The 24,693-nt window shown below is 58.0% G+C and carries 21 protein-coding genes and 1 tRNA gene; 11 read left to right on the forward strand and 11 right to left on the reverse strand.

Annotated elements, in window-relative coordinates:
- Positions 1 to 65: 65 nt before the first annotated feature.
- The 4 genes from ACHZCJ_RS03780 to fabD all read right to left on the reverse strand — a co-directional run bounded on the left by ACHZCJ_RS03780 (position 66) and on the right by fabD (position 2,672).
- Positions 66 to 302, reverse strand: coding sequence for an acyl carrier protein (locus tag ACHZCJ_RS03780; protein ID WP_089132491.1), 237 nt, complete (start codon positions 300 to 302; stop codon positions 66 to 68).
- 98 nt (positions 303 to 400) lie between these two features.
- Complete coding sequence (locus ACHZCJ_RS03785; RefSeq protein WP_159642303.1) at positions 401 to 937, reverse strand: hypothetical protein; 537 nt, start codon at positions 935 to 937, stop codon at positions 401 to 403.
- 12 nt (positions 938 to 949) lie between these two features.
- Positions 950 to 1,693 (reverse strand): 3-oxoacyl-[acyl-carrier-protein] reductase, encoded by a 744-nt coding sequence (fabG, locus tag ACHZCJ_RS03790; protein ID WP_159642301.1) that lies wholly within the window; start codon positions 1,691 to 1,693, stop codon positions 950 to 952.
- Positions 1,694 to 1,736: 43 nt separating this feature from the next.
- Complete coding sequence (gene fabD / locus ACHZCJ_RS03795) at positions 1,737 to 2,672, reverse strand: ACP S-malonyltransferase (protein WP_321324021.1); 936 nt, start codon at positions 2,670 to 2,672, stop codon at positions 1,737 to 1,739.
- Positions 2,673 to 2,872: 200 nt separating this feature from the next.
- On the opposite strand from fabD, the gene ACHZCJ_RS03800 reads away from it, so the two are divergent.
- Complete coding sequence (locus tag ACHZCJ_RS03800) at positions 2,873 to 4,198, forward strand: phosphotransferase family protein (protein ID WP_321324023.1); 1,326 nt, start codon at positions 2,873 to 2,875, stop codon at positions 4,196 to 4,198.
- On the forward strand, positions 4,195 to 5,472 hold the full coding sequence (locus ACHZCJ_RS03805; RefSeq protein WP_321324025.1) for an acyl-CoA dehydrogenase family protein: 1,278 nt from the start codon (positions 4,195 to 4,197) through the stop codon (positions 5,470 to 5,472). The genes ACHZCJ_RS03800 and ACHZCJ_RS03805 overlap by 4 nt, the downstream gene beginning before the upstream one ends.
- Positions 5,473 to 5,517: 45 nt before the next feature.
- On the opposite strand, the gene ACHZCJ_RS03810 is transcribed toward ACHZCJ_RS03805, so the two are convergent.
- Positions 5,518 to 7,767 carry an EAL domain-containing protein gene (locus ACHZCJ_RS03810; protein ID WP_321324027.1) on the reverse strand — a complete coding sequence of 750 codons (2,250 nt, stop codon included), beginning with the start codon at positions 7,765 to 7,767 and terminating at the stop codon, positions 5,518 to 5,520.
- A gap of 359 nt (positions 7,768 to 8,126) precedes the next feature.
- On the opposite strand from ACHZCJ_RS03810, the gene rpsF reads away from it, so the two are divergent.
- From rpsF to rplI, 3 genes are read left to right on the forward strand one after another with little or no spacing between them, the layout of a single operon-like run.
- Positions 8,127 to 8,489: a 30S ribosomal protein S6 gene (gene rpsF / locus ACHZCJ_RS03815; protein ID WP_159642291.1), complete on the forward strand. Its 363-nt coding sequence runs from the start codon at positions 8,127 to 8,129 to the stop codon at positions 8,487 to 8,489.
- A 20-nt stretch (positions 8,490 to 8,509) separates the two neighbouring features.
- Positions 8,510 to 8,734 (forward strand): 30S ribosomal protein S18, encoded by a 225-nt coding sequence (gene rpsR, locus ACHZCJ_RS03820; protein ID WP_089132498.1) that lies wholly within the window; start codon positions 8,510 to 8,512, stop codon positions 8,732 to 8,734.
- Positions 8,735 to 8,744: 10 nt separating this feature from the next.
- On the forward strand, positions 8,745 to 9,383 hold the full coding sequence (rplI, locus tag ACHZCJ_RS03825) for a 50S ribosomal protein L9 (protein ID WP_159642289.1): 639 nt from the start codon (positions 8,745 to 8,747) through the stop codon (positions 9,381 to 9,383).
- 197 nt (positions 9,384 to 9,580) lie between these two features.
- Here the strand turns inward: rplI and folE are convergent, their stop codons facing one another.
- The 6 genes from folE to ACHZCJ_RS03855 form a co-directional block, all read right to left on the reverse strand.
- The gene (folE, locus tag ACHZCJ_RS03830) at positions 9,581 to 10,201 is read right to left on the reverse strand and encodes a GTP cyclohydrolase I FolE (protein ID WP_236553821.1); all 621 of its coding nucleotides are present in this window, start codon (positions 10,199 to 10,201) and stop codon (positions 9,581 to 9,583) included.
- A 117-nt stretch (positions 10,202 to 10,318) separates the two neighbouring features.
- A tRNA-Arg gene (locus ACHZCJ_RS03835) sits at positions 10,319 to 10,395 on the reverse strand.
- Between the two features lie 177 nt (positions 10,396 to 10,572).
- Positions 10,573 to 13,251, reverse strand: a complete 2,679-nt coding sequence (gene ppdK, locus ACHZCJ_RS03840) for a pyruvate, phosphate dikinase (RefSeq protein WP_236553820.1) — start codon at positions 13,249 to 13,251, stop codon at positions 10,573 to 10,575.
- Between the two features lie 220 nt (positions 13,252 to 13,471).
- Positions 13,472 to 15,829: a glycine--tRNA ligase subunit beta gene (gene glyS, locus ACHZCJ_RS03845; RefSeq protein WP_321324033.1), complete on the reverse strand. Its 2,358-nt coding sequence runs from the start codon at positions 15,827 to 15,829 to the stop codon at positions 13,472 to 13,474.
- Positions 15,829 to 16,743, reverse strand: coding sequence for a glycine--tRNA ligase subunit alpha (locus ACHZCJ_RS03850; RefSeq protein ID WP_321324035.1), 915 nt, complete (start codon positions 16,741 to 16,743; stop codon positions 15,829 to 15,831). Before ACHZCJ_RS03850 ends, glyS begins: the two co-directional genes overlap by 1 nt.
- A 214-nt stretch (positions 16,744 to 16,957) precedes the next feature.
- Entirely contained in the window at positions 16,958 to 19,057 is a 2,100-nt protein-coding gene (locus ACHZCJ_RS03855) for a molybdopterin oxidoreductase family protein (RefSeq protein ID WP_321324037.1), read from the reverse strand.
- A gap of 159 nt (positions 19,058 to 19,216) precedes the next feature.
- Between ACHZCJ_RS03855 and ACHZCJ_RS03860 the strand changes: the two genes are divergently transcribed.
- The 6 genes from ACHZCJ_RS03860 (at position 19,217) to ychF (ending at position 24,655) form a co-directional block, all read left to right on the forward strand.
- The gene (locus ACHZCJ_RS03860) at positions 19,217 to 20,188 is read left to right on the forward strand and encodes a TraB/GumN family protein (protein WP_321324039.1); all 972 of its coding nucleotides are present in this window, start codon (positions 19,217 to 19,219) and stop codon (positions 20,186 to 20,188) included.
- A 52-nt stretch (positions 20,189 to 20,240) separates the two neighbouring features.
- Entirely contained in the window at positions 20,241 to 21,155 is a 915-nt protein-coding gene (locus ACHZCJ_RS03865) for a TraB/GumN family protein (RefSeq protein ID WP_159642279.1), read from the forward strand.
- 12 nt (positions 21,156 to 21,167) lie between these two features.
- Positions 21,168 to 21,965: a thioesterase family protein gene (locus ACHZCJ_RS03870; protein ID WP_321324041.1), complete on the forward strand. Its 798-nt coding sequence runs from the start codon at positions 21,168 to 21,170 to the stop codon at positions 21,963 to 21,965.
- Positions 21,966 to 22,089: 124 nt separating this feature from the next.
- Positions 22,090 to 22,755, forward strand: a complete 666-nt coding sequence (locus tag ACHZCJ_RS03875; RefSeq protein ID WP_159642275.1) for a 50S ribosomal protein L25/general stress protein Ctc — start codon at positions 22,090 to 22,092, stop codon at positions 22,753 to 22,755.
- Between the two features lie 109 nt (positions 22,756 to 22,864).
- On the forward strand, positions 22,865 to 23,434 hold the full coding sequence (pth, locus tag ACHZCJ_RS03880; protein WP_321324044.1) for an aminoacyl-tRNA hydrolase: 570 nt from the start codon (positions 22,865 to 22,867) through the stop codon (positions 23,432 to 23,434).
- Positions 23,435 to 23,554: 120 nt separating this feature from the next.
- Complete coding sequence (gene ychF, locus ACHZCJ_RS03885; RefSeq protein ID WP_321324046.1) at positions 23,555 to 24,655, forward strand: redox-regulated ATPase YchF; 1,101 nt, start codon at positions 23,555 to 23,557, stop codon at positions 24,653 to 24,655.
- Positions 24,656 to 24,693 lie beyond the last annotated feature (38 nt).

The raw sequence follows: 24,693 nt of genomic DNA on the forward strand, positions 1-24,693 counted from the left end.
TGCGATATTTCAGCGATCATTGGCCCTGAGGCGCGCCCGTATTGCTGGCAACACCCCAAAATCAATTAGCCCTTGTTTTTGTCGATAAAATCGATGGCGTCTTTGACGGTGCCGATTTTTTCAGCCGCATCATCAGGAATTTCAACGCTGAATTCTTCTTCAAATGCCATGACCAGCTCAACAATGTCGAGGCTGTCAGCGCCCAGATCATCGATGAACGCAGCTTCTTCGGTCACTTTGTCGGCTTCAACGCCCAGATGCTCAACAACAATCTTTTTTACGCGGTCTGCAGTCTCACTCATGAGAGGTCCTTTTTGTTAGGATTGAATTTCCATTTCGTCCTAGTGCGGTGGCGCGCACCTTGCAAGAGGGCACGAACAGCTTTGTTCGGCCAGATACCCTATCGCCCCAGAATGCCGTTGCGAAAATCATCCTCGATCATTCGCAAAGTCCCGCGCCACTCCCAATAATCATGTGCCAGTCTGCGCAATTCAGGGTCTTCGGGATATCCCGCTTCGGTCAACTCCCTGTCGACCTTTCCGGAACGATAGGCTGCCTCCAGCAGGTGGCGGCCGTCCGGCGCGGCATTGTCAGTATAAAATTTGTCGAGAAACGGCATGAAGTCACCCAGATTCCGGATTTTCTCGATCAGATTCTCGTGTAACAACCAACCGTCCATCAGCGCAACGCGGAACGCATTGCGCGTTTCCAGATCCGTCCATTGATGCGCCTGCTGGCAAGGGCGAGTCGCCTCGCCCGCGGCCAGAAACGCGTCCCGCTCCCGCCCGTCCCGGGTCATGTCATAATAGATCTGTGCCTTGTCCGCCGGGATATTGCTGCTGACACAGTCGAGATTTTCAATCCGCAACAGACCGTCTGTCGGTCGGCCTTCCTGTGGCATGACCGCAATGGACAGAAGCAGCAGTCCGGAGAGCATCGGAATGAATCTCTAGCTGATCATCGCCATGCCGCCGTTCACGTGCAGCGTCTGGCCGGTAACATAGGCGGCTTCGTCGCTGGCGAGATAGACAACAGCAGCACCAATATCCTCGCCGCTGCCCATTTTTCCGGCCGGAATCTTGCGGTTGATCTCGTCTTTCTGGGCATCGGTCAGTTCATCGGTCATTGGCGACGCAATGAACCCCGGTGCCACGCAATTGACGGTGATCCCGCGCGAAGCCAATTCCTGCGCTAGCGCCTTGGACATGCCGACCAGACCGGCTTTCGAGGCGACATAATTGGCCTGGCCGGGATTGCCGGTCGCGCCGACCACCGAACTGATCGAAATGATCCGGCCGCCACGCGCCTTCATCATCGGCCGCGCTGCAGCGCGGATCAGGCGGAAAGCCGATTCCAGATTGACCCGGATCACGTCGGCGAAATCCTCGTCCGACATGCGCATCACCAGCCCGTCGCGGGTGATGCCGGCATTGTTGACCAATATGTCGAGCTTGCCGAGCTTTGCCACTGTGTCGGGTATCAGCGCGTCGACTTCATCCGGCTTGGAAAGATCGCACGGCATGACAATATGGCCTTCCCCCGGCAATTCCGGGATCATTTCCATCAGCACGAGCTTGCGGGTGCCCGAAAGCGCAACGGTAGCGCCCCGTTCGGCGAGCGATCTGGCAATCGCCGATCCGATTCCACCGGAGGCACCGGTTACCAAGGCGGTCTTTCCGCTTAAGTCAAACATTGCTAATTCCTTCAAAAATACAAATTCGGGTCATTGATCGCGGCTAGAGACTTTTCAGAAATGCCTCGATGTCATCCATGGAGACCAGGCTGACCTTTTCGGCATCCGGCGCAATGCGTCCGACCATGCCGGTCAGCACCTTGCCACCAAATTCGACAAATTGCTCGACTCCGGCTTCCGCCATATTGTCGACCGATTCCCGCCAGCGAACCGCGCCGGTCACCTGCTGGACCAGCAACTCCCGTATTTCATCCGCATCCGACACCGCAGCCGCCGTAACATTGGCAAATACCGGCACGACCGGCGGAAAAATGCTGGCTTCTGCCAGCGCCTCTTCCATTGCCTCGGCGGCAGGCGCCATCAGTGAACAGTGGAAGGGCGCGGAAACAGGCAGCAGCATACCGCGTTTGATGCCGTGCTCTTTGGCCGCAGCAATGGCCCGCTCGATAGCCCCGATATGGCCGGAAATCACAACCTGCGTGGGATCATTATCGTTGGCAACGGTGCAGATTTCACCCTGGGAAGAGGCATTGGCCAGCGCAGACGCCTTTTTGATATCGGCGCCGAGCAAGGCTGCCATACCGCCCTCGCCCACCGGCACGGCTTTCTGCATCGACTGGCCGCGCAGCTTCAGCAGTTCCGCGGTCGTCGTCAGGTCCAGCGCCCCGGCAGCACAGAGCGCGCTATATTCGCCAAGGCTGTGGCCCGCCACATATGAGCAGATCTCTCCAATTGATTTTCCGCCCTCTTTCTCCGCCACTCGCAAAGTGGCGACCGCATTGGCCATGATCGCCGGTTGCGCATTTTCCGTCAGGGTCAGTTCGTCGATCGGTCCGTCGCACATCAGCTTGAACAGATTTTGCTCGAGTGCATGATCGACTTCCTCAAACACTTCGCGAGCGGTGCTGCTCGCCTCGGCAAGCGCCTTGCCCATGCCGACGGCCTGGCTGCCCTGTCCCGGAAAAATGAATGCACGCATGATGACCCCCAGATTTTCAAATATGATTGGGGGAATTAGGCACGAATGGCCGGTCATGCAAGCGCCGCACGCATCGGCTAAAATCATTTGCGCAAATTTAATTGATCGATTAAGCCATCCCTATGACGGATGAGGCATTTCAGACAAAGCTCGAAAATTACTGCACAAAAACATTTGGCACGGACGGGAAATTAGAGCATTTGCGACGATTATCCGGCGGGGCCAGCATGGAAAGCTGGGCCTTCACTTATAGCGGAGAGGAATTTGTCCTGCGACGCCTGCCCGCCGGTCTTTCTGCCGATGATGACGATTTGCGCGGTGTTCCGCTCGAAATGCAGGCCGATATTATCGAGCTGGCCCGGACCGCAGGCGTGACCGCTCCGGAGGTGCGCGGCCGGCTGAGCCCGGAAGATGATATAGGCGAAGGCTTTATCATGACCAAGGCGGAAGGCGAAACGCTGCCGCACAAGATATTGGGTAATCCCGACTTCGCCGAAGCCGAGAGCAAGTTGACCCGGCAATGCGCGCGGGAACTGGCGGCCATTCACCGGATACCGGTGCAACCGTTCGCGGACTCGCTGGAATATTTTTCGCCAGCCGAACTGATCCGCCTGCAGAAAGACAAATATGACGAGATCGGCGGCAATATTCCGATTTACGAATATACTTTCCATTGGCTGAACCGGAACGCGCCGGATGCCAGCGACAAATATCTCGTGCACGGCGATTTCCGCATGGGCAATCTGATGATCGATCATCAGGGTGTGTCTGCAGTACTCGACTGGGAGCTCGCCCGGATCGGTGATCCGGTGCAGGATCTCGCCTATCTGTGCACACCGAGCTGGCGTTTTGGTCAATATGAGAAAGTGGCGGGCGGCTTCGACAGCGCTGAATCCCTGCTACAAGCCTATGCGGAAGCCAGTGGCACCGAAGTGGACCCGGATCGTTTCCGCTTCTGGCTCATCTATTCCACAATGTGGTGGGGCGTCACCTGTCTGGTGATGGGACAGATCTGGCGCAGCCATGGCGACCGTTCTCTGGAACGGACCGTGATTGGCCGCCGGGTATCCGAAGTCGAGATTGATCTTGCCCTGTTGTTCGAGGAGATCCTGCCCGCCGATGTCTGCACCCCGCTCGACTGGGCGGTGCCCGAAGAAAAAGCTGAAACCGGCGAAACCGGCTATGGAGAATTGCTGACAGCGCTCGGGGAATGGAACGCCCGGCATGTCCAGCCCGGCCTCCAGGGACATGACAAGTTCCAGTCGCGCGTCGCCGGCAATGCCCTCGGCATCGCCAGACGACAGGCCGAATGGGGACCGGATTTCCGGGATGCCGCAAGCGCGCGTCTGGCCGCTATCGGTTATGATCATGGACAGCTTTGCAGCGGGCTTTCAAACGGAGACATCGGAATTACGACACCAGCCGTCTGGGATCATCTGCGGCTGTCTGCGCTGGAACGCCTGTCAATCGACCAACCTAAATATGCCGGCCTGACGGTCGCGCTCAGCAAATGGAGCTCATCATGACTGCTTTCGAAATCCCGCAGGACATTGAAGATTATCTCGGCGTGCTTGATGCGTTTATCGAAGCAGAGATAAAGCCGATGGAGCGGCGCGACGACAATATCCGCTTCTTCGATCACCGGCGCGAGGATGCGCGGACCGATTGGGAAAATCAGGGCTTGCCGACCGAGGAATGGGAAGAGTTGCTCACGGAAATGCGGCAGATCGCCGATGCGGCCGGCCATTATCGCTATGCATTGCCGAAGGAATTCGGAGGTCAGGACGGCACCAACCTGGGCATGGCGCGGATCCGCGAGCATCTGGCGCATAAGGGACTTGGCCTGCACAACGACCTGCAGAATGAAAATTCGATTGTCGGCAATCTGGTCCTGCCACTCATGCTGCGTGACTTTGGCACCGAGCAGCAGAAACAGGAATATATCCCCCAGATGCTGGCCGGGAAAATGGGCTGGTGCTTCGGCCTGACCGAGGAACATCACGGCTCCGATGCCACATGGATGGACACGACCGCCGTCCGGGAAACCCGTGACGGGGTGGACGGCTGGCTGATCAACGGCAACAAGATGTGGACCACCGGTCTGCACAAGGTCTCGCATGTGATGACCTTCGCCCGGCACAGCGGCAAGGATGGCGATGCGAAGGGGATCGGTTGCTTCATCGTGCCGGTGGATGCCGAAGGCTTTGAAGTCGGTGAATATATGTGGACGTTCAACATGCCCACCGATCACCCGAAATGTTCCTACACCAATGTCTGGATTCCCGCCGATGCGGTGCTTGGCGATCTCGACACGGGCCTCGCCTGCGCCCAGCATTTCGTCCATGAGAACCGGATTCGTCAGGCAGCATCATCTCTGGGTGCAGCACAATATTGCATTGATGAATCGGTGAAATATGCCGGTGAACGCAAGCCGTTCGGCAAGCCATTGGCGGTCAATCAGGGGATCCAGTTTCCGCTCGTGGAACTGCACACCGAAGCGGCCATGTTACGCCAGCTCATCTACGCGACAGCGGCCAAGATGGACACGATGCCGAAAACCGATGTCGCCAAATATCTCTCCGCCCAGGTCAGCATGTGCAATTACCGGGCGAACCGGCTGGTCTGCGATGCTGCCGACCGGGCGATGCAGGTTCATGGCGGCATGGGCTATTCCCGCCACAAGCCGTTTGAACATATCTACCGTCACCACCGCCGCTACCGGATCACCGAAGGTGCGGAGGAAATCCAGATGCGCAAGATCGGCGGCGACATGTTCGGTTTTTTGAACAGGAAGAAATAGCGTCCGCCGCTAGCGTCCGTTCAACCATTGCGCCGGAGACGCCTGCTATTTGGGCTTGGTCCTGGTCGCGGTCCAGTCGGCAACGGTGCTGAATGCGGGGACCGAAAGCGAATCCCGGTCGATTTTCGTCGTCGGGACATATCCGGCAGGCATGTTCGGAACTTCCAGTCCGGCCTCGGCGATCAGATAGGGTGACACGCGGCGGCTAGTGCACAGACCGCCGTTGCCATCGCTGACCAGTCGGGTTTCGAATTCAATACCCTGCTGATTGCCGCTCGACCGGCAAACGGTAGCCACCGCCAACTGGCCGTCACCAAAGTCGATTACGAACTTTGTCCCGACCGGCACATTATACAGACCTTCCACCAACGCACCGGTAACCGACAGATTGCGCACGACAATCGAATAGACATGGTTCTCGTGGATCATCCGCACCTTGCGATACATGGACAGCCGTTCATTGCGATGATGGCGCGGGCCGGAGGGTTCGATCGTCCAGCTTTCACCCTCCAGATTTTCGACCAGCATCTCGTTGTTGACCGCACTGCTGTAGACATGCCCCTGGACGTGACTGACCTTCAGCTCGCTGATCAATTCGAATTCGTCGAGCGTTTCTATCCCCTCGGCTGTCGTTTCCATGCCGAGAGCATCCGCCAGCGCGACGATAGCGGCAATAATTGCCCCGTTGCGCGATCCCGGTTCCGTGGCACCACGGACGAAACTCTGGTCGATCTTGATTTTGTCGAACGGGGCCGTCTGCAAATAGCTCAATGACGAATAGCCCGTTCCGAAATCATCCAGCACAAGCCGTACCTGCCTGCGCTTGAGGGCATCGAACATCGCGCTGGTTTCGTTGCTTTCGGCCAGAAAAACGCCTTCGGTCAATTCCAGCTCGAGCCGTTCCGGTGAAAGGCCGGACGTGCGCAGCGCTTTATCGACTATGGTCGGAAAATCCTGATCGGCAAACTGGATTGCCGAAACATTTACTGCCACTCTCGTTTTTCCGGGCCATTTGGCCGCGTCTGCACAAGCCTTGTGCAGAGCCCATTCGCCCAATTGCGCGATGAGATTGGCTTCTTCGGCAATCGGAATGAACAACGCCGGAGGGATCTGGCCGCGTTCCGGGTGGTTCCAGCGCATCAGGGCTTCGAAACCCTCGACGACATTGGTCTTGGTGTTGACGATAGGCTGATAGGCGAGCCCGAGTTCATCCTTGGCCACGGCATCCCGTAAATCCTCTTCCAGCACGCGTCGGTCTTCGGCAGACTGTTGCAGGTCTTTGGAATAGAAACGGAAGCGGCCGCGGCCATTGCCTTTCGCTTCGTAGAGCGCAAGATCTGCGCTTTTGACGATATCATCGCTCGACAATCCGTCGAACGGTGCAACCGAGACCCCTATGGATGCACCGATAATACAGCGGCGGCCATCCACCGAATAGGGTTGGGAAAGACTGTCTATAATCTTTCTGGCAAGTTCACCAAGAATTCCGCGGTCATCGCAGTCAGGCAACATGACCTGGAATTCGTCACCACCCAGACGATAAACTTCGCCTTTCTCCTCGACGATTTTGAGAAGCCGTTCTGCCACCTGTTTCAGCAGGGCGTCACCTGCCGGATGGCCCAATGTATCGTTGATCTGCTTGAACCGGTCCAGATCGACCAACATCACCGCACAGGTCCGTTTCTGTATCCGGAAGGCTGCGAGCGTGGATTCAAGTTTCTTCACCATGCTGGCACGGTTCGGCAGGCCGGTCAGGGAATCGAACGTCGCCAGACGCGATGAATCTTCCGACGCCTTGCGTTGCTCGGTTATATCGTTGCCGCTGCCATAGAATCCTTGAAAATTCCCCGATTTGTCAACATGGGGTCTGCCGGAAATCGATAACCAGCGCGCTTCGGCAGAGCCATCGGTCTCTACTTCAAAACCGCTGAACTGCATTTTCTTGGTGAACATGAAAGACAGGGATCTCGAACCAGCATCGTTGCTGACCGGCTTGAGAAAGAGTGATGCAAAAGGCTTTCCGAGCAGATCTTTCGATTTGCTACCAAACAGCTCGGCGATGAACTCCGAGATATAAGTGAGATTCCCCGCAGCATCTGTCGACCAGAACCAGCCTTTCCCGGTCTGTTCAAAATTTTGCAGCAGAAGGAGAGCGTCGGTTGCTTTTATATTGCCGGAAACGACCGGCGTCTGGGCGCCGATCCGGGATCCGATTTTGCCAAGGAAGCCCCGGGAACCCGAGCGCAAGGGAGGCACTGCCAGTTCTTCATTGCCAATGGATGTCTCGAGTCCCATTCGTAATTTCTTCTCGCTTAATCAAAACAACAATTAAAAATAGGCTCGAGGTGTTGCAGATTGGTAAACGATCGAGAAATGCTGAATTTCCGGACGGGCATCAGAACGGAAACAAGCCTGCTGGCGGATGGATGGTGGCGGCAAGGATGACGAAGGCGACATTCCCTGAATATATCAGAAAGTGATTTCCCGCTGCCTGTTTACCGCAAAACCACTCTTGCAATCACCCGCCAATTCCGTCATAGGCGCCGCTTCCGCCTGATCGGGCCTGCCCTGATCAGTGGAAAATGAAGAAAGCCGGAGGGGCGTGTCTGCATGGTGCGGCGTCAGCGATCGGCGGTAAATGAAGGAATGACTGCATGCCAATGTATGAGCATGTCTTCCTCGCGCGGCAGGATCTGAGCCAGTCTCAGGTTGATGCCCTTGCGCAGGAAGCCACCAAAATTGTTGAATCGAATGAAGGCAAGGTCGTTCTGACCGAGACCTGGGGCCTGCGTACGCTCGCCTACAAGATCCAGAAGAATCGCAAAGCGCATTATGTGATGCTGCGGCTGGATGCGCCAGGCAATGTTGTCCTGGAACTGGAACGCCAGACCCGGATCAACGAAGATGTCATCCGTTTCCTGACCATCCGCGTTGACGAGCATGAAGAAGGCCCGTCCGTGATGATGCGCAAACCCGAGCGCGACCGCGAACGCAAACCGCGCCGCGACAGCAATTAAGCCAGAGAAGGAGTTAAACCATGGGACGTCCATTTTTCCGTCGCCGCAAAAGCTGCCCCTTTTCCGGCAAAAACGCAAAGCCCATCGACTATAAAGACGTGAAGACGCTGCAGGGATTCATTTCCGAACGCGGCAAGATCGTACCAAGTCGTATCACCGCAGTATCCGCCAAGAAGCAGCGCGAGCTTTCCAAAGCCATCAAACGCGCTCGCCATCTCGGCCTCCTGCCCTACCTCGTGAAATAGGAGCGAAACAATGGATATTATTTTGCTCGAACGAGTCGAAAATCTCGGCACCATCGGTGACGTCGTCACCGTGAAAAACGGTTATGCCCGTAATTTTCTGCTGCCCAACAAAAAGGCATTGCGCGCCAACGAAGCCAACAAGAAGGTTTTCGAAGCCAATCGCCAGCAGATTGAAGCGGACAATGAAGCAAAGCGCAAGGAAGCCGAAGCGGCCTCCGGCGGCATTGACGGCAAGCAGATTGTTCTGATCCGCGCATCGTCCGCCAGCGGACAGCTTTACGGTTCGGTATCGGTCCGTGACATTGTCGAAGCCCTGAACGCCGATGGCGCTCCGGTCGAGAAAAGCATGGTCATTCTTGAAAAACCGATCAAGACGCTCGGTGTTTTCGATGTCCGCATTCGTCTCCACCCGGAAGTCAATGTCACGATCCAGGCCAATGTCGCCCGCTCTGACGACGAAGCCGATCTTCAGAAAGACGGCATCGACGTGATCGCGCAGATGTTTGAAGAAGAGCAGGCTGAACTGGCGGCTGCCGCGCTTTCGCCCGATAGCGAAGATGACGGCGAAGAAGCTGCTGAAGGCGATACCGAAGCCGCTGCTGAATCAGAAGAAACGGCCGAACAGGACGATTCCGAAACCAAGGAATAGTTTTTTCAGAAGCAGATCGGGAAAGCCCGGATCCGGCAACCATCGCAAGATGGTTACCGGATCCGGGCTTTTTCTTTGCCAGCGGGACGCACCAGCCAGCTCTCCCGGCACTTTGGAAAAATTCGGATTACCCAGTCAGCCTGATCTTATATCCGGCCGGAAGCGGCTGACGACAGGACTTGTGATCGACCGTCAGCTCAATAGCCCATCAGGCTCATGACTTCCTCGCGGCTCCGCGCATCCTCCAGAAAACAGCCGAGCAGGCGGCTGGTGGTCATCGAAACGCCCGGTGTGCGAACGCCGCGTGCCGTCATGCAGCTGTGGCTTGCTTCAATCACCACCGCAACGCCATCGGGCTTGAGATTTTCCCAGATACATTCGGCGACTTCCGCGGTCAGCCGTTCCTGCACCTGCAGCCGCCGGGCAAAACCGTGCAGCACGCGGGCGAGCTTGGATATGCCGACGACCTTGTCGGTCGGCATATAGGCGATGCTGGCCTTGCCGATGATCGGGGCCATATGATGTTCGCAATGGGAGTGGAACGGGATGTCCTTGAGCAGCACCAGCTCGTCATAGCCACCGACTTCCTCGAAGGTGCGCGCCAGATGCATCGCCGGGTTTTCGGCATAGCCCTCGCAATATTCCTTCCAGGCCCGCGCCACGCGCTTGGGCGTGTCGACCAGTCCTTCGCGTTCCGGATCCTCGCCGGACCAGCGCAACAATGTCCGCACCGCTTCCTGAACCTCTTCGGGTACCGGTATTTTCTGGGCTTCGCGCGCGGCGAGCGCGTCTTCGATAGAAAGGGAATGGTCGGCCAATGGAGGTCCTTCGTTTTATCAATCACTTGCCAATAAACTAGGCGAGCTCAAGCCCCGGTGCAAGTGCACCCAGGGGCATCCATTGATAAAAGAGGATCATTCGTAAAAGAGGGAAAGTGGCGCGCCCAGGAAGATTCGAACTCCCGACCCCTTGATTCGTAGTCAAGTACTCTATCCAGCTGAGCTATGGGCGCTAACCAGATGGTGCAGATAGGGGCTGAACTCCCTGCTGGCAACCCATAAATTGCCCTTCTGCCCAACTATCTTTTCATTCCGTGACCGGCAATGGCCCGCGCCGGTTGCAGAGCCGGCTGCCCGATGGTCATAGCCGGCCGGTCGCCGCCCCGCAAAGCCTGCGGGGCGGTCCGATCTCACCGTTGCGACAGCGCCGCCTGCGCCGCGGCCAGCCTTGCGATCGGCACCCGGTAAGGCGAGGCGCTGACATAATCGAGCCCGGTTTTCTCGCAGAAAGCGATCGATGCGGGGTCGCCGCCATGTTCGCCGCAAATGCCCAGCTTGATGCCGGAGCGCGTCGCCCTGCCGCGTTCGGCCGCGATTTCGATCAGCTGCCCGACACCCTCGATATCGAGGCTGACAAAGGGATCGCGCGGGAAAATGCCCTTGTCGACATATTGCGTCAGGAAGCGCCCGGCGTCATCGCGGGAAACGCCCAGCGTCGTCTGCGTCAGGTCATTGGTACCGAAACTGAAAAACTCGCCATGTTCGGCAATTTCACCGGCCATCAGCGCGGCACGCGGCAGCTCGATCATCGTACCGACAAGATATTCGATTTCCCGCCCTTTTTCGGCAAAGACTTCTTTCGCCATCCGGTCGACCGCATCCTTCATCAGTTCCAGTTCACGCGCAGTGGCGACAAGCGGGATCATGACTTCGGGAATCGGTGCTTCACCGCTGGCTTCGGCGACCTCACAGGCTGCTTCGAAAATGGCGCGGGCCTGCATTTCGTAGATTTCGGGATAGGTGACACCGAGACGACAGCCGCGATGGCCGAGCATCGGATTGAACTCGTGCAGTTCGGCAGCCCGCTGCTTCAGCGTCTCGACCCCGACATCGGCGGCCTTGGCCACTTCCTCGAATTCGGACTGATTGTGCGGCAGGAATTCGTGCAGTGGCGGGTCAAGCAGGCGGATGGTTACGGGCAGGCCCACCATGACGTCAAAAATCTGCCGGAAGTCGTCCCGCTGTTCCGGCAGCAGCTTGGCCAGCGCCTGCCTGCGGCCCTTTTCATCGGGAGCCAGGATCATCTGGCGAACCGAGGTGATCCGCGCGGCATCGAAGAACATATGCTCGGTGCGGCAAAGGCCGATGCCCTCGGCGCCGAAGTCGCGCGCGACCTGACAATCGAGCGGCGTTTCCGCGTTGGTGCGGACGCCCAGGCGGCGGACCTTGTCGGCCCAGATCATCAGCACACCAAAGTCGCCAACCAGTTCCGGCTGGATCGTATCGACGCGGCCGGCCATGACCTGGCCGTTGCTGCCGTCGATGGTCAGCATATCGCCTTCTTTCAACTCGCGGTCACCGACCTTCATGACTTTCGTATCATTGTTGATCGAAATGGTGCCGGCGCCGGAAACACAGGGTCTTCCCATGCCTCTGGCGACCACGGCCGCATGTGACGTCATGCCGCCACGCGCGGTCAAGATGCCCTTGGCGGCGTGCATGCCGTGAATATCCTCGGGCGAGGTTTCGACCCGGACGAGAATGACATCATCGCCCATCTCGGTGCGCCGTTCGGCAGTATCGCTGTCAAACACGATCAGCCCGCTGGCCGCGCCCGGAGAGGCCGGCAGACCGGCGGTCAACACGTCACGCGTGGCGTCCGGATCGAGCGTCGGGTGGAGCAGCTGGTCAAGCGCCATCGGATCGACGCGCATCACCGCTTCTTCTTCGGTGATCAGTCCGTCATTGGCCATATCGACCGCGATCTTCAGCGCCGCCTTGGCGGTGCGCTTGCCCGAGCGGGTCTGCAACATCCACAATTTGCCGCGTTCGACGGTAAATTCGATATCCTGCATGTCGCGGTAATGGCGTTCGAGCAGATCGAATACGTCGGTCAGTTCCTTGTAGGTTTCCGGCATCGCCTCTTCCATCGACAGCGGCTTGGCACCCGCCTGCTCGCGCGCCGCTTTCGAGAGATATTGCGGCGTGCGGATCCCGGCAACGACGTCCTCGCCCTGCGCGTTGATCAGCCATTCGCCATAATAAGCGCTGTCGCCGGTCGAGGGATTGCGGGTGAAGGCAACGCCGGTAGCGCTGGTTTCGCCCATATTGCCGAAGACCATCGCCTGGACGTTGACGGCCGTGCCCCATTCGGACGGGATATCGTTGAGCCGGCGGTAGACCTTGGCGCGCTCGGCCTGCCAGCTGCCGAAAACCGCGCTGACCGCGCCCCATAGCTGGTCATTCACGTCCTGCGGGAAGGGCTTGCCCCATTGCTCCTCGACGAGCGTTTTATATTCGGCAACCAGCGCCTGCCAATGTTTCGCTTCCATCTCCGTATCGGTGAAGAAGCCATTGTCTTCCTTGGCAATTTCCAGAGCTTCCTCAAAGGCCCCATGATCGAGCTCGAGCACCACGTCGGAATACATCTGGATGAACCGGCGATAGCTGTCCCAGGCGAAGCGTTCGTCCCCGGAGGTCTTCGCCAGACCTTCGACGGTTTCGTCATTGAGACCCAGGTTGAGAACCGTGTCCATCATCCCCGGCATCGAGGCGCGGGCGCCGGAACGGACCGAGACCAGCAACGGATCGGCGGCATCGCCGAAAGACTTGCCGGTTACGGATTCGATATGGGCAACGCCCTGCGCCACTTCGTCGCGGACACTGTCCGGATATTGGCCGCCCTCGGAATAATAGCGCGTACACATTTCGGTCGAGATCGTGAAACCGGGAGGCACCGGCAGGCCGATATTCGCCATTTCCGCGAGATTGGCACCCTTGCCGCCAAGCAGGTTGCGAGCCTCTGTGGAATCACCGGGCGCGCCATCCGCGTCCATGCCACCACCGAAACGATATACATACTGGGTCATTCTTGCTTTCAACTCCATATGTTAGCCCCTCCTCTTCAGAGGAGAAGTCGGGGTAGTGCCGGGCCGTCAGCCCATTGGGAAAACGGCCTTGCGCCACCTGCCCTGTGTCCCGCCCCTGAATCCCCTCGCGGAAAAGCGAGGGGGTAGATGATAAGTTCGGGTTACCGAAAATACGCCGTCGAACTTTACAAACTTTACACTGTTATAAGCAAAATATCTTCTAACCCTCGATCTGCGAGAAATCAGCCACTTGATGGACGGCATTACGAAAGCGTGCGAGCAGGGCCAACCGGGCTTCCCGCTTTGCTTTGTCTTCGTCGTTCACGGTCACATCCTCGAAAAACTGGTCAATCGGTCCGCGCAAGGCCGCCAGCGCGGTCATTGCCTGCTCAAACTGCTCGGCCGCGATCGCGGCGGTCACGTCCGGCTGTGCCGCGTCGAGCGCGTCGATCAGGGCCTTTTCCGCTTTTTCGGGCGTGTAGGAAAGGGATTTGTGCTCCGCACTTGATGCGGAGCCCTGCCCGGAGGTCGCTTCTTCGCCTTCAGAGCTCCGCATCAAGTGCGGAGCACCAGCCCCCTCTTTCTTCAAAATATTCGAAGCCCGCTTGTAACCGGCGAGCAGGTTCACGCCATCCGTAGTTTCCACAAAGGCCTGCAAAGCCTTCACCCGGGCGAGCAAGCGCACCAGATCGTCTTCACCGCCGAGCGCAAACACCGCATCGATCAGATCGTGACGAACGCCCGCTTCGCGTTGCTGGACTTTTAGGCGGTCGGCGAAGAACGATCTTAATAGTTCCAGTGTTTCAGCTTCCTTCACCTTGGTTTGAGGTGACCACGTTGTTCCCTTGGCAGATGCATCAGCAAACTCGATACGCTCTTCAACCGTGAATTCTCTATGTCCCCAAATCCATCTTTGGCCGTCATCATCCTTTGGAGCCAGCAGATCTAGTGCTTTCAAGACTACATTAGTTAGCGAGTAACGAAGCCCATTCTCGGCTGTCAGAGATTGGATAGCTAACATTGCACGTCGAAGCGCGAATGGGTCTTTTGAACCCGTCGGCGGCATTTCGGCGGCAAAAAAACCGACCAAAGTATCCAGCTTATCCGCCAGACTCACCGCCACCGTCACCGGATCAGTCGGCACTTCGTCACCCTGCCCGACCGGCTTGTAATGATCGCGGATCGCGTTGGCGATCGCCTGCGATTTTCCTTCTTTCTCTGCATAATAGCCGCCCATCAAGCCTTGCAGCTCGGGGAACTCGCCGACCATTTCGGTGACGAGATCGGCTTTGCAGAGACGTGCGGCCTCGGACACTTCACCATGAAATGTATCGCCGGGGCTGGGCTGGTAAAAACCATTCCCTTCTAAAGAAACCAGCCACTCGGCCAACTTGGCCACACGCTCTACCTTGTCGGCAACCGTTCCCAATTTTTCGTGGAACACGATGTTGCTCAATTTTTTCGCATGATCCTCCAGCCTGGTCTTCTGGTCAAGTTCCCAGAAGAATTTGGCGTCGGAGAGCCGTGCAGCGAGGACTTTTTCATTCCCCGCGACAATCGCCTTGCCGCCATCACTGGCGTCGATATTGGCCGTGCAGACAAAATTCGGGGCCAATTTGCCCTTTCCGTCGCGGCAGATAAAATATTTCTGGTTCACCCGAGCGGTCAGCTGGATCACCTCTTCGGGGACATCCAGAAAGGCGGGATCGAAGCTGCCGAGCAACGGCACCGGCCATTCGGTCAGGCCGGCATTCTCGATTACCAGGCCTTCGTCCTCGACCAGCACCAGACCGGCGTCCGATGCTGCCTTGGCGGCACCCTCGCGAATGATATTCTGGCGCTCTTCATGGTCGACCAGAACGTGGCAGGCGCGAAGCTTTTCGGCATAGTCACCGGCGTTACCAATGGTGATGCGCCCGGATGCCGTTCCTGTCGAGCCTAGTCGAGACATGTTGGGATCGTTCTCTGCCGCCGGTCTCTCGACTTCGCTCGAGACGAACGGAGCTTTTGCATGATGAAATCTATGTCCGACAGTATCATAGCCTGACGTCAAGCCGTCAATTTCGCAGGGCACCAGCTCATCGCCCAAAAGCGCCACGATCCCGCTCAAGGGCCGCACCCAGCGCAGGCTTTCGGTCGACAGGCTGGCGTCGCCCCAGCGCATCGATTTCGGCCACGGGAAGGCCTTGATGATCGCCGGAATGGCTTCCGCCAGCACATCCCTGGTATCGCGACCCGGTTTGTTGATCACCGCGAAATAAGTCGGGCGCCCCTTGACGTCGCGCACTTCCAGCTGGTCGCGGGTTACGCCGTTCTTGCGGCAGAAACCGTCTATGGCCTGGTCCGGCGCGCCTTCGGGAGGGCCCTTGGCCTCCTCGCTCACCGCTTCGGTTTGCGCGGGCAGATCGCTGGCGATGAGGGCAAGCCGTCGTGGCGTCGAATAAACGGTAATCGCCCCGGCTTTCAGCCCTGCTTCCGCCATTTGCGCGGTGAACAACCGCTCAAGATCGGCGCGCGCCTTGGCCTGCATGCGGGCGGGAATTTCTTCGGACAATAATTCGAGAAGAAAATTAGCCATCAAAACGTACCATATCCCTCAATGTCTTCGAGGCGTTGAGGCGGGTCAATCCAACCGTTCTTAACCATATAGACTTCGCAGCTGCCTTTCGCCAGATCACGGACCCGGCCCATATAGCTGGCTCGTTCCTGGACGCTGATCACGCCGCGCGCCTGCAGCAGGTTGAACACATGGCTCGCCTTGATCGCCTGCTCATAGGCCGGGATCGGCAGGCTCCGGTCGAGGCAATTTTCGCATTCGGCCGCCGCCTTGTTGAACAGATCAAACAGGCTTTCGGTATTGGCGACTTCGAAATTCCATTCCGACATTTGCTTCTCATTTTCTAAGAAGATGTCGCCATAAGTCATTCCAGCACCATTATAATCCAGATCGTAGACGCTATCGACGCCCTGAATGTACATGGCCAGGCGTTCCAGCCCGTAGGTCAGTTCGCCGGCCACGGGCTTGCAGTCGAAACCGCCCATTTGCTGGAAATAGGTAAACTGGGTGACTTCCATGCCGTCGCACCAGACTTCCCAGCCGAGTCCCCAGGCGCCGAGAGTCGGGCTTTCCCAGTCATCCTCGACGAAACGGATATCGTGCAGCATCGGATCGATGCCAATCGCCACCAGACTGTCGAGGTAGAGCTGCTGGATATCCGGCGGCGAGGGTTTGAGCACCACCTGATATTGGTAATAATGCTGCAGCCGGTTGGGATTTTCGCCATAGCGGCCGTCGGTCGGGCGGCGGCAGGGCTGCGCGAAAGCGGCGTTCCAGGGATCGGGACCAAGCGCCCGCAAGGTGGTCGCGGGGTGAAAGGTGCCGGCGCCCATTTCCATATCATAGGGTTGCAGGATCGCGCAGCCGCGGTCACCCCAATATTGATGGAGCTTGAGGATGATCTGCTGGAAGCTGAGCGGCTTCTTATCGGACAAGATGAAGACTTTCTTCGCGGCTGCAATAATTACGCGCTGCTTTGGCGAAAGGGCGGCAGAGGGTCAAGGGAGGAATGGTCGGAATGCAGCCTTATTCGTCATCCTGAACTTGTTTCAGGACCCCTCGAGATCACGCACAGCCCTTGGAGGTCCTGAAACAAGTTCAGGATGACGGGGGATTTCTCAGGACGACGGGATTATTCCGATGACCGGATCATTCCGCCGCAACCAGCGCTTCGACCTTTTCCACCCTCACCGATACCGCGTTCAGAACGGCATTGCCGGACAGCGGATCGAACCGCTCCGTATCGGTGAGGTCATTGATCGAGACGCCGGGCTTTGCCGCCGCCACCGACAGGCCGATGCCCTCGCGACCATGGCCGAAGCCATGCGGGATCGACACCACACCCTGCATGATGCCGTCGGTGATCTCGACCGGGATCTGGATATTGTTCACCCGGCTGGAAACTGACGCCATGACGCCATCGGCCAATCCGCGCGAGGCGGCGTCATCGGGATGGATCATCAGCGTGCAGCGGTCCGGCCCCTTGAGCAGCCGTGCGCTATTGTGCAGCCAGCTGTTGTTCTGCCGGACATGGCGGCGACCGATCAGGCGGAGGCTGTCGGGCTGTTCGTTGCCCAGAGATGCGGCAAAGCGCTGCAATTCGGCAAGGAAATCCGGGTGGGCGCAATGGATCTTGCCGTCGCTGGTACGCAGCCGTCCGGCCATGCAGGGCCGCATCGGACCGAGATCGATGCCATTGGGCGCCGCCTCCACTTCTGCCAGGGTCAGGCCGGCTGGCGAGCTTTGCAACATAGTGTCGAGCACGTCGCGCGGCTCACGGATATTGGGCACATCCTGCCCGTCCTGCGCAAGAATTTCGCGCGCCAGTTCCGCGATGATTTCCCAGTCGGTCTTTTCGCGCTCCTGCAATTCGAAAATCGCCGGCGAGTAGCTGGCATAGTTGCGGATCGCCAGCGGTCCGAAGAAAAACGGATAATGATCTTTTTCCAAAGGTCCGCAGGGCGGCAATATATAGTCGGCATGGCGGCTGGTCGCGGTGACATACATGTCGAAGGAAACCATCAGGTCGAGTCGCTCCAGCGCCCGGTCAAGCTTCGCCCCGTCCGGCGCCGACAGCACCGGATTACCGGTAACCACGAACAGCGATCGGATCCGCTCGTCATCCTCGCGCAGCATTTCGTCGGCGAAGGTCACCATCGGCAGTTCGTTCATCACCGAGGGCATGACACCACGCACCGTGTCCGCCGTACGCACCGACCCCCTGCCCACCAGATTGATCGTGTCGAGCGCCGGCTCCGGCACCATTGTGCCGCCTTCCCGGTCGAGATTGCCGGAAGCGATATTGATCACCTGGATCAACCACTGGTTGAGCGTGCCATATTCGCAGACCGAAACGCCCATCCGTCCATAGATTGCCGCCGGCTGGTCGGCCGCGAGCTGGGCAGCCATATCCTGCATGGCCTCCACGGCAATCCCGCAATGGAGTGACAGCTGTTCGAGATCAAAGCCGGCCAAAGCCGGTTCTATCGCGCCCCAGCTGTCATCCAATATGGCATGAAGTCGGGACGTATCCGCCAGGCCGCCGTCAAAAATGCTTTTCAATATCCCGATCAGCAAGGCCGTATCGGTTCCCGGCTTCACGAAATGATGCTCATCGGCCAGCCTGGCGGTTTCGGTCCGGCGCGGATCGACGACAACCAGCAAGCCGTTGCGGGCGCGCAGTTCCTTCACGCGCTTCTTGAAATCGGGCACGGTCCAGATGCTGCCGTTGGACGCTGCCGGATTGCCACCGATGATCAGCAGATACTGGCTGCGGTCGATATCCGGCACCGCTGCGAGGCTGACATGGCCGTACATATGATATTGCACGACGTGATGCGGGATCTGGTCCAGGGTCGAGGCGGAATAGAGATGCTTCGCCCCGATCGCATGGCGCAGGGTGCTGATCTGGGTGCTGATGCCATAGTCATGGGCGCTGGGATTGCCCATATACATGGCGGGCTTGGCCCCCTCTCCCTTGAGCGCGAGCAGCTTCGCGGCGATTTCGGCAAAAGCCTGCTCCCAGCCAATTTCCTGCCACTGGCCGTCGACCTTTTTCACCGGCCTGTGCAACCGGTCGGGATCATTCTGCAAATCGGCAATAGCGGTTGCCTTGGGGCAGATATGCCCGCGACTCAGCACATGATCGGGATTGCCCCTGATCGAAAGAATCTCGCGCCCCTCGACCTCGACCAGTACGCCGCAATTGGCTTCGCAGATATGACAGGTGCGGGCGTGGATCGTGCTCATCGGTAGGCTCCTTGATTTAACCATCCGATTAACAGATTTGTTTCCCACTCGCCAGTGCCGCCGCGATACCGGTTAGTGATTCCGGCAATTTTTGCTGGGCATTTGCCGCCAATTGTTCAATGAAGCCGACTATAACTTATTGTCGGAGCTTCCTTATCCATGCCGCGTAACGGGCTTTTCAACCGCTTATTCCTTTCGCTCTCCATTGCACTCGCAGCCTGTTCCGCGTCTGGCGGGGATATCGCCAGCACCAGCAGCGACGCCACGCCAGCAGCCGTTGACGGCGCTGCATCTGCTGCGGAATATAGCCGCGCGATCATGCCGGATGATGCGGATCCGGCGCTCTGGGTGATCCGGGACGAGGACACGACCATCTTTTTGTTCGGCACCGTCCATATCCTGAAACCCGGCATGACCTGGTTCGACGAGGCGGTGAAGGACAGTTTCGATTCGTCGGACGAGCTGGTGATCGAAATGATCAAGCCGGACGCCGCCGCGATGATGAAAATTGTCAGCGAACTGGCAATCGACAAAAGCGGCGTTCCGCTACGCGACAAACTGAGCGCCGAAGACCGCGCCGAATATGAGGCCACCATGGTCAAGCTGGGCATGCCGGTCGCGGCGTTCGATCCGCTCGATCCGTGGTTCGCCAGCGTCAATCTCTCGCTCATACCGCTCGCGCGCAACGGTTATGACGCGGATCAGGGCGTGGAAGATGCCTTGCTGGCCCAGGCAAAGGCCCGCGCCATCCGGATCACCGGTCTTGAAACGCCCGAGCAGCAGCTGGGATTTTTCGATAATTTGCCCGAGGAGGTGCAGATCCGCTTTCTCAATTTTACCGTCGACAATATCGATGACACGGCCGAGGGCATGGAGCAGATGGTTGCGGAATGGGCCAATGCCAATATCGATGCGCTGGGCGCTTTGATGAATGCAGGGCTGGAAGACAAGATCCTCTATCAAACCCTGCTGGTCGACCGCAATCGGAACTGGGCGGAATGGGTACAAGCCCGGATGGAACAGCCAGGAACGGTCTTCCTGGCAGTCGGCGCCGGGCATCTTGCCGGAGACAGCAGTCTGCAGGCGATTCTGGCGGACATGGGATTTGTTGCGGAACGGATCGAATATTGATTAATCTGTCTCCCTGCTTTTCTTTTCCCCGCATCCACACCAGATAGGCATTATGCGCATCATAACCTCCATTCTGGCCCTGCTCGCCTCGTTGCTGCTCACCGCCTGCAACAACACGCCCGATCATGTGGCCCTGAACACCGTCAAGACGGGCACCCCCGCTCTCTGGAAAGTCAGCGGCACAAAACCCGGGCAATTGGGCACCGCCTATATGTTCGGAACGATCCATATCCTGCCCGACGATGTGCAATGGCGTACGCCAGCGCTCGAGGCTGCGATTGCGGAATCAGACCGGCTGGTGATCGAGGTGCTTGGACTGGAAGACACGCAGAATGCCGCCAAGATCTTTTCCCGACTGGCAATTTCGCCCGGACAGGCGAAACTGGACGACCGCATCAACCCCGCGCTCCACGATGATCTCGACCGGATCATCGAAGCCTCCAACCTCCCCGAACGCACGCTTAACCGGATGGAGACGTGGGCCGCGGCCCTGTCTCTGGCATCCGCGCAGACGCGAAATCTCGGGCTCGATTCAAGCGGCGGCGTCGAACAGAAGCTTACCGCCCAGTTCGAGAAAGCCGGCAAGCCGATAGAGGCGCTGGAAACCATCGAACTGCAACTGGGCTATTTTGACAAGCTGCCCGAACAGCAGCAGCGCCAGATGCTGACCAGTGTGCTGGAAGAATCGGAAGACGCGCAACTGGCTTTTGAAAAGCTGTTCAACGCCTGGATGACCGGCGATCTCGAGCATATTGTGACGCTTTCCGACACCGGGATATTAACCGATCCGAAGACCCGTGAATATCTGCTGGTGGCACGCAATCTCAACTGGGTCGACCAGCTGGACAAGCGCTTGCAAAGACCAGGAACGTCTCTGGTCGCGGTTGGTGCGGCGCATCTGGCCGGACCCGACGCGGTTCAGGCATCGCTCGCGAAACGCGGTTATAAAGTCGAAAAAATTCAATAATCAGGGCTTGGCATGACATATATATTTGATCGGGAAACCGCGCTGGTTGCGCAGGAAGAGGGACAGTTCACTATTGCGGCGAGCGATGTCTACCGCAACCCGACCGGCATGGCCTTTGGTGGCTGGGTCGCGGCGATCGCGGGGCGCGCCGTGCAAATGCATCCGGAATGCCGTGGCCCACTGGTTTCGCAACAGATCGTCTATATGACCGGAGTGGGACCAGGCGAGGTAAGCATCTCCGTAAAACTGCTGCGTGCCGGATCCTCGACCCAGTTCTGGCGTGTGGAACTTTCGCAAAACGGATCGATGACCAACGCCGCCGATATCGTCACCAGCACCCGTCGGCCCACCGACATCGACTATCAGGTGGAAATGCCGGCTACCCGGTCGCCGGAGGAATCCATCTCCCTCCCCTCGGTCAATCCGATGGCGCCCAAATGGGTCAGCCACTACGACCAGCGCATCGCAAAGGGCATCCCCTTTGCCGTCAACGAATCGCCGGAAGCCATTGTCTGGATCAGGGAAGCCGACGGCCGTCCGGTCGACCGGATCAGCCTGCTTTCCATTCTCGACACGCCTATGCCGCGGACGTTCTTTGTCACCGAACAATTCCGTCCCGGCAGCACCGTGACCATGGCCAGCTACATCTATGCCAGCGAAGAGGATCTGGCGGAAGCGGGAACCGATTATATGTTGCTGCGGGTTACCGGAGCAACGGTGCGAAACAGCGCCACCGACGGCCGGGTAGAGCTTTGGTCCAAGAATGGCATTCTGCTTGCCACAAGTTCACAAATCGGATTTTTCCGCTAGATTTTACTGGCCGTGCAAACCCCTTGCTTTTGCAATAGTCCGACCTTATAGCGCCCTGTTTCCGGCCATGTGCACCCTGGAGGCGTGGCGGAAATCTTACACAAGCTAATTTTGGAGCAACATTATGAGTGATCAGCTGACTATTTCAGCCGAGCCACGCGAACGGGCTGGCAAGGGAGCCTCCCGTGCATTGCGTCGCGAAGGCCGTGTCCCCGCCGTTATTTACGGTGACAAGAAAGAACCCATTGCAATTCATCTCGAAGAGCGGGAATTGAACAAATTGCTGGGTACCGGCCATTTCATGAACTCGCTGGTCCAGGTAGAAGTCGAAGGGAAGAAAACCCGTACTCTGCCAAAGGATGTTGCTTTTGATCCGGTCACCGACCGGCCTCTGCACGTCGACTTCTTCCGCCTTGCCAAAGGCGCGAAGGTTCAGGTCAACATTCCTGTGGTCTTCATCAATGAAGAGGAATCGCCTGGCCTGAAGCGTGGCGGCGTCATGAACGTTGTCCGTCACGAACTCGACCTGATGTGCGATGCCGATCATATTCCTGACCAGATCGAAATCGATGTGACCGGTCTGGAAATTGGTGATTCGATCCATATTTCCCATGTCACCCTGCCCGACGGCGCGGAAAGCTCGATCACCGATCGCGACTTTACCATTGCCGGCGTTACCGCACCATCCGCGCTGAAATCTTCCGATGATGAAGACGAAGCAGACGGCGAAGATGGCGAAACGGAAGTCACCGAGCAGGACGCCGACACGGCCGAGGGCGAAGACAGCTAGACCTTCCGCCATCAAACGATGTAACGAAAAACCGTTCATGCCAATCAAAACGGGCGTGGACGGTTTTTTCTTTCCGAAGGCTCGTGACGAGCAAGGAGCGCTTTAGAAAATGCAACTATGGGTCGGCCTTGGCAATCCGGGCGCGCAATATGCGATGCACCGGCACAATGTCGGTTTCATGGTGATCGACGCGCTCGAGGAAGTGCACGGTTTTCCTCCGCCCAAGCAGAAGTTCAAGGGCTGGACCATGGAGGCACGGCTGGGCGGCGAAAAGCTCGTCCTGCTCAAACCGGCGACCTTCATGAACGAAAGCGGCAACAGCGTCCGCGCGGCCATGGATTTCTACAAATTGCAGCCAGAGGATGTCACCGTCTTTTACGACGAGCTGGATCTCGAACCGTTCAAGATCAAGGTCAAGCGCGGCGGCGGTGCAGCCGGTCACAATGGCATCAGATCGATGATCGCCCATATCGGTCCGGACTTCCGCCGGGTGCGCATCGGCATCGGCCATCCCGGTACCAAGGCGCGGGTAACAGGCCATGTGCTGGGCAATTATGCCAAGGCGGAAATCGACGAGTTGGCCCATATGCTGGGCGTGATCGCCGACGAGGCCGACTGGCTGGCGAAAGGCGATGATCCGCGGTTCATGAGCGAAGTCGCGATGCGGATGCAGGAATAGCGGGCAGTATTAAATTTATCGTCACCCTGAACTTGATTCAGGGTTCAGAGCGTATATGCGCAACTTTTGAACGATTTGGCACGGGTTGCTGAATCAAGTTCGGCATGACGGAGTATTAAGATGGGTTTCAAATGCGGTATCGTTGGCTTGCCCAACGTCGGAAAATCAACGCTTTTCAACGCACTGACCGAGACGCAGGCGGCGCAGGCGGCGAACTATCCGTTCTGCACGATCGAGCCGAATGTCGGCCAGGTCGCCGTGCCCGATCCACGGCTGCAACAGATTGCGAAAATCGCCAGCAGCGCCAAGATCATCGAAACGCAGCTTGCCTTTGTGGATATCGCCGGCCTCGTCAAAGGCGCGTCGCAGGGCGAAGGTCTGGGCAACCAGTTTCTCGGCAATATCCGCGAGGTTGACGCGGTCGTCCATGTGCTGCGCTGTTTCGAGGATGACGATATCCAGCATGTCGCGAACAAGATCGATCCGATTTCCGACGCGGAAGTCGTCGAGACCGAGCTGCTGCTCTCCGATCTGGAAAGCCTGGAAAAACGCGTGCCCGCCTTCCAGAAAAAGGCGACGAGCGGCGACAAGGAAGCCAAGATTGCCGCCAATGTCCTGGGCCAGGCGCTCGAATTGCTGCGCGAAGGCAAGCCTGCGCGGCTGACCGAGCCCGAGGGCGAGGAAGAGCAGCGAATTTTTGACCAGTCGCAACTGCTGACCGCCAAGCCGGTGCTCTATGTCTGCAATGTCAGTGAAACCGACGCCGCCAAGGGCAACAACCTGAGCGCCGCTGTGTTTGAAAAAGCAAAGGCCGAAGGCGCGGAAGCGGTGATTGTTTCCGCCGCGATCGAATCCGAGCTGGTCGAAATGGAACCGGAAGACCGGGCCGAATTTCTGGCCGAGCTAGGACTCGAGGAATCCGGCCTCGCCCGGGTCATTCGCGCCGGCTACCAGCTGCTCGACCTGCAGACCTTCTTCACCGTCGGACCCAAGGAAGCCCGCGCATGGACCGTGCACAAGGGTGCCAAGGCCCCCGAAGCGGCCGGCGAAATCCACAGCGACTTCGAGCGCGGCTTCATCCGCGCCGAAACCATCGCCTTTGATGACTATGTTGCGCTGGGTGGCGAAAGCGCGGCCCGCGATGCCGGAAAACTGCGGCAGGAAGGCAAGGATTATGTCGCGAAAGACGGCGATATCTTCAATTTCAAATTCAATGTCTGAATTGTCACATTGTCCGGCTAGGAAGTGATGCTCGGAGG

The organism is uncultured Parasphingorhabdus sp. (genome assembly GCF_963677535.2).
Lineage (GTDB): Bacteria > Pseudomonadota > Alphaproteobacteria > Sphingomonadales > Sphingomonadaceae > Parasphingorhabdus.

Coding starts and splice junctions, on each gene's coding strand:
- ACHZCJ_RS03780 (WP_089132491.1), bottom strand. CDS start 302: ATGAGTGAGACTGCAGACCGCGTAAAAAAGATTGTTGTTGAGCATCTG.
- ACHZCJ_RS03785 (WP_159642303.1), bottom strand. CDS start 937: ATGCTCTCCGGACTGCTGCTTCTGTCCATTGCGGTCATGCCACAGGAA.
- fabG (WP_159642301.1), bottom strand. CDS start 1,693: ATGTTTGACTTAAGCGGAAAGACCGCCTTGGTAACCGGTGCCTCCGGT.
- fabD (WP_321324021.1), bottom strand. CDS start 2,672: ATGCGTGCATTCATTTTTCCGGGACAGGGCAGCCAGGCCGTCGGCATG.
- ACHZCJ_RS03805 (WP_321324025.1), top strand. CDS start 4,195: ATGACTGCTTTCGAAATCCCGCAGGACATTGAAGATTATCTCGGCGTG.
- ACHZCJ_RS03810 (WP_321324027.1), bottom strand. CDS start 7,767: ATGGGACTCGAGACATCCATTGGCAATGAAGAACTGGCAGTGCCTCCC.
- rpsF (WP_159642291.1), top strand. CDS start 8,127: ATGCCAATGTATGAGCATGTCTTCCTCGCGCGGCAGGATCTGAGCCAG.
- rpsR (WP_089132498.1), top strand. CDS start 8,510: ATGGGACGTCCATTTTTCCGTCGCCGCAAAAGCTGCCCCTTTTCCGGC.
- rplI (WP_159642289.1), top strand. CDS start 8,745: ATGGATATTATTTTGCTCGAACGAGTCGAAAATCTCGGCACCATCGGT.
- ppdK (WP_236553820.1), bottom strand. CDS start 13,251: ATGACCCAGTATGTATATCGTTTCGGTGGTGGCATGGACGCGGATGGC.
- glyS (WP_321324033.1), bottom strand. CDS start 15,829: ATGGCTAATTTTCTTCTCGAATTATTGTCCGAAGAAATTCCCGCCCGC.
- ACHZCJ_RS03855 (WP_321324037.1), bottom strand. CDS start 19,057: ATGAGCACGATCCACGCCCGCACCTGTCATATCTGCGAAGCCAATTGC.
- ACHZCJ_RS03860 (WP_321324039.1), top strand. CDS start 19,217: ATGCCGCGTAACGGGCTTTTCAACCGCTTATTCCTTTCGCTCTCCATT.
- ACHZCJ_RS03865 (WP_159642279.1), top strand. CDS start 20,241: ATGCGCATCATAACCTCCATTCTGGCCCTGCTCGCCTCGTTGCTGCTC.
- ACHZCJ_RS03870 (WP_321324041.1), top strand. CDS start 21,168: ATGACATATATATTTGATCGGGAAACCGCGCTGGTTGCGCAGGAAGAG.
- ACHZCJ_RS03875 (WP_159642275.1), top strand. CDS start 22,090: ATGAGTGATCAGCTGACTATTTCAGCCGAGCCACGCGAACGGGCTGGC.
- pth (WP_321324044.1), top strand. CDS start 22,865: ATGCAACTATGGGTCGGCCTTGGCAATCCGGGCGCGCAATATGCGATG.
- ychF (WP_321324046.1), top strand. CDS start 23,555: ATGGGTTTCAAATGCGGTATCGTTGGCTTGCCCAACGTCGGAAAATCA.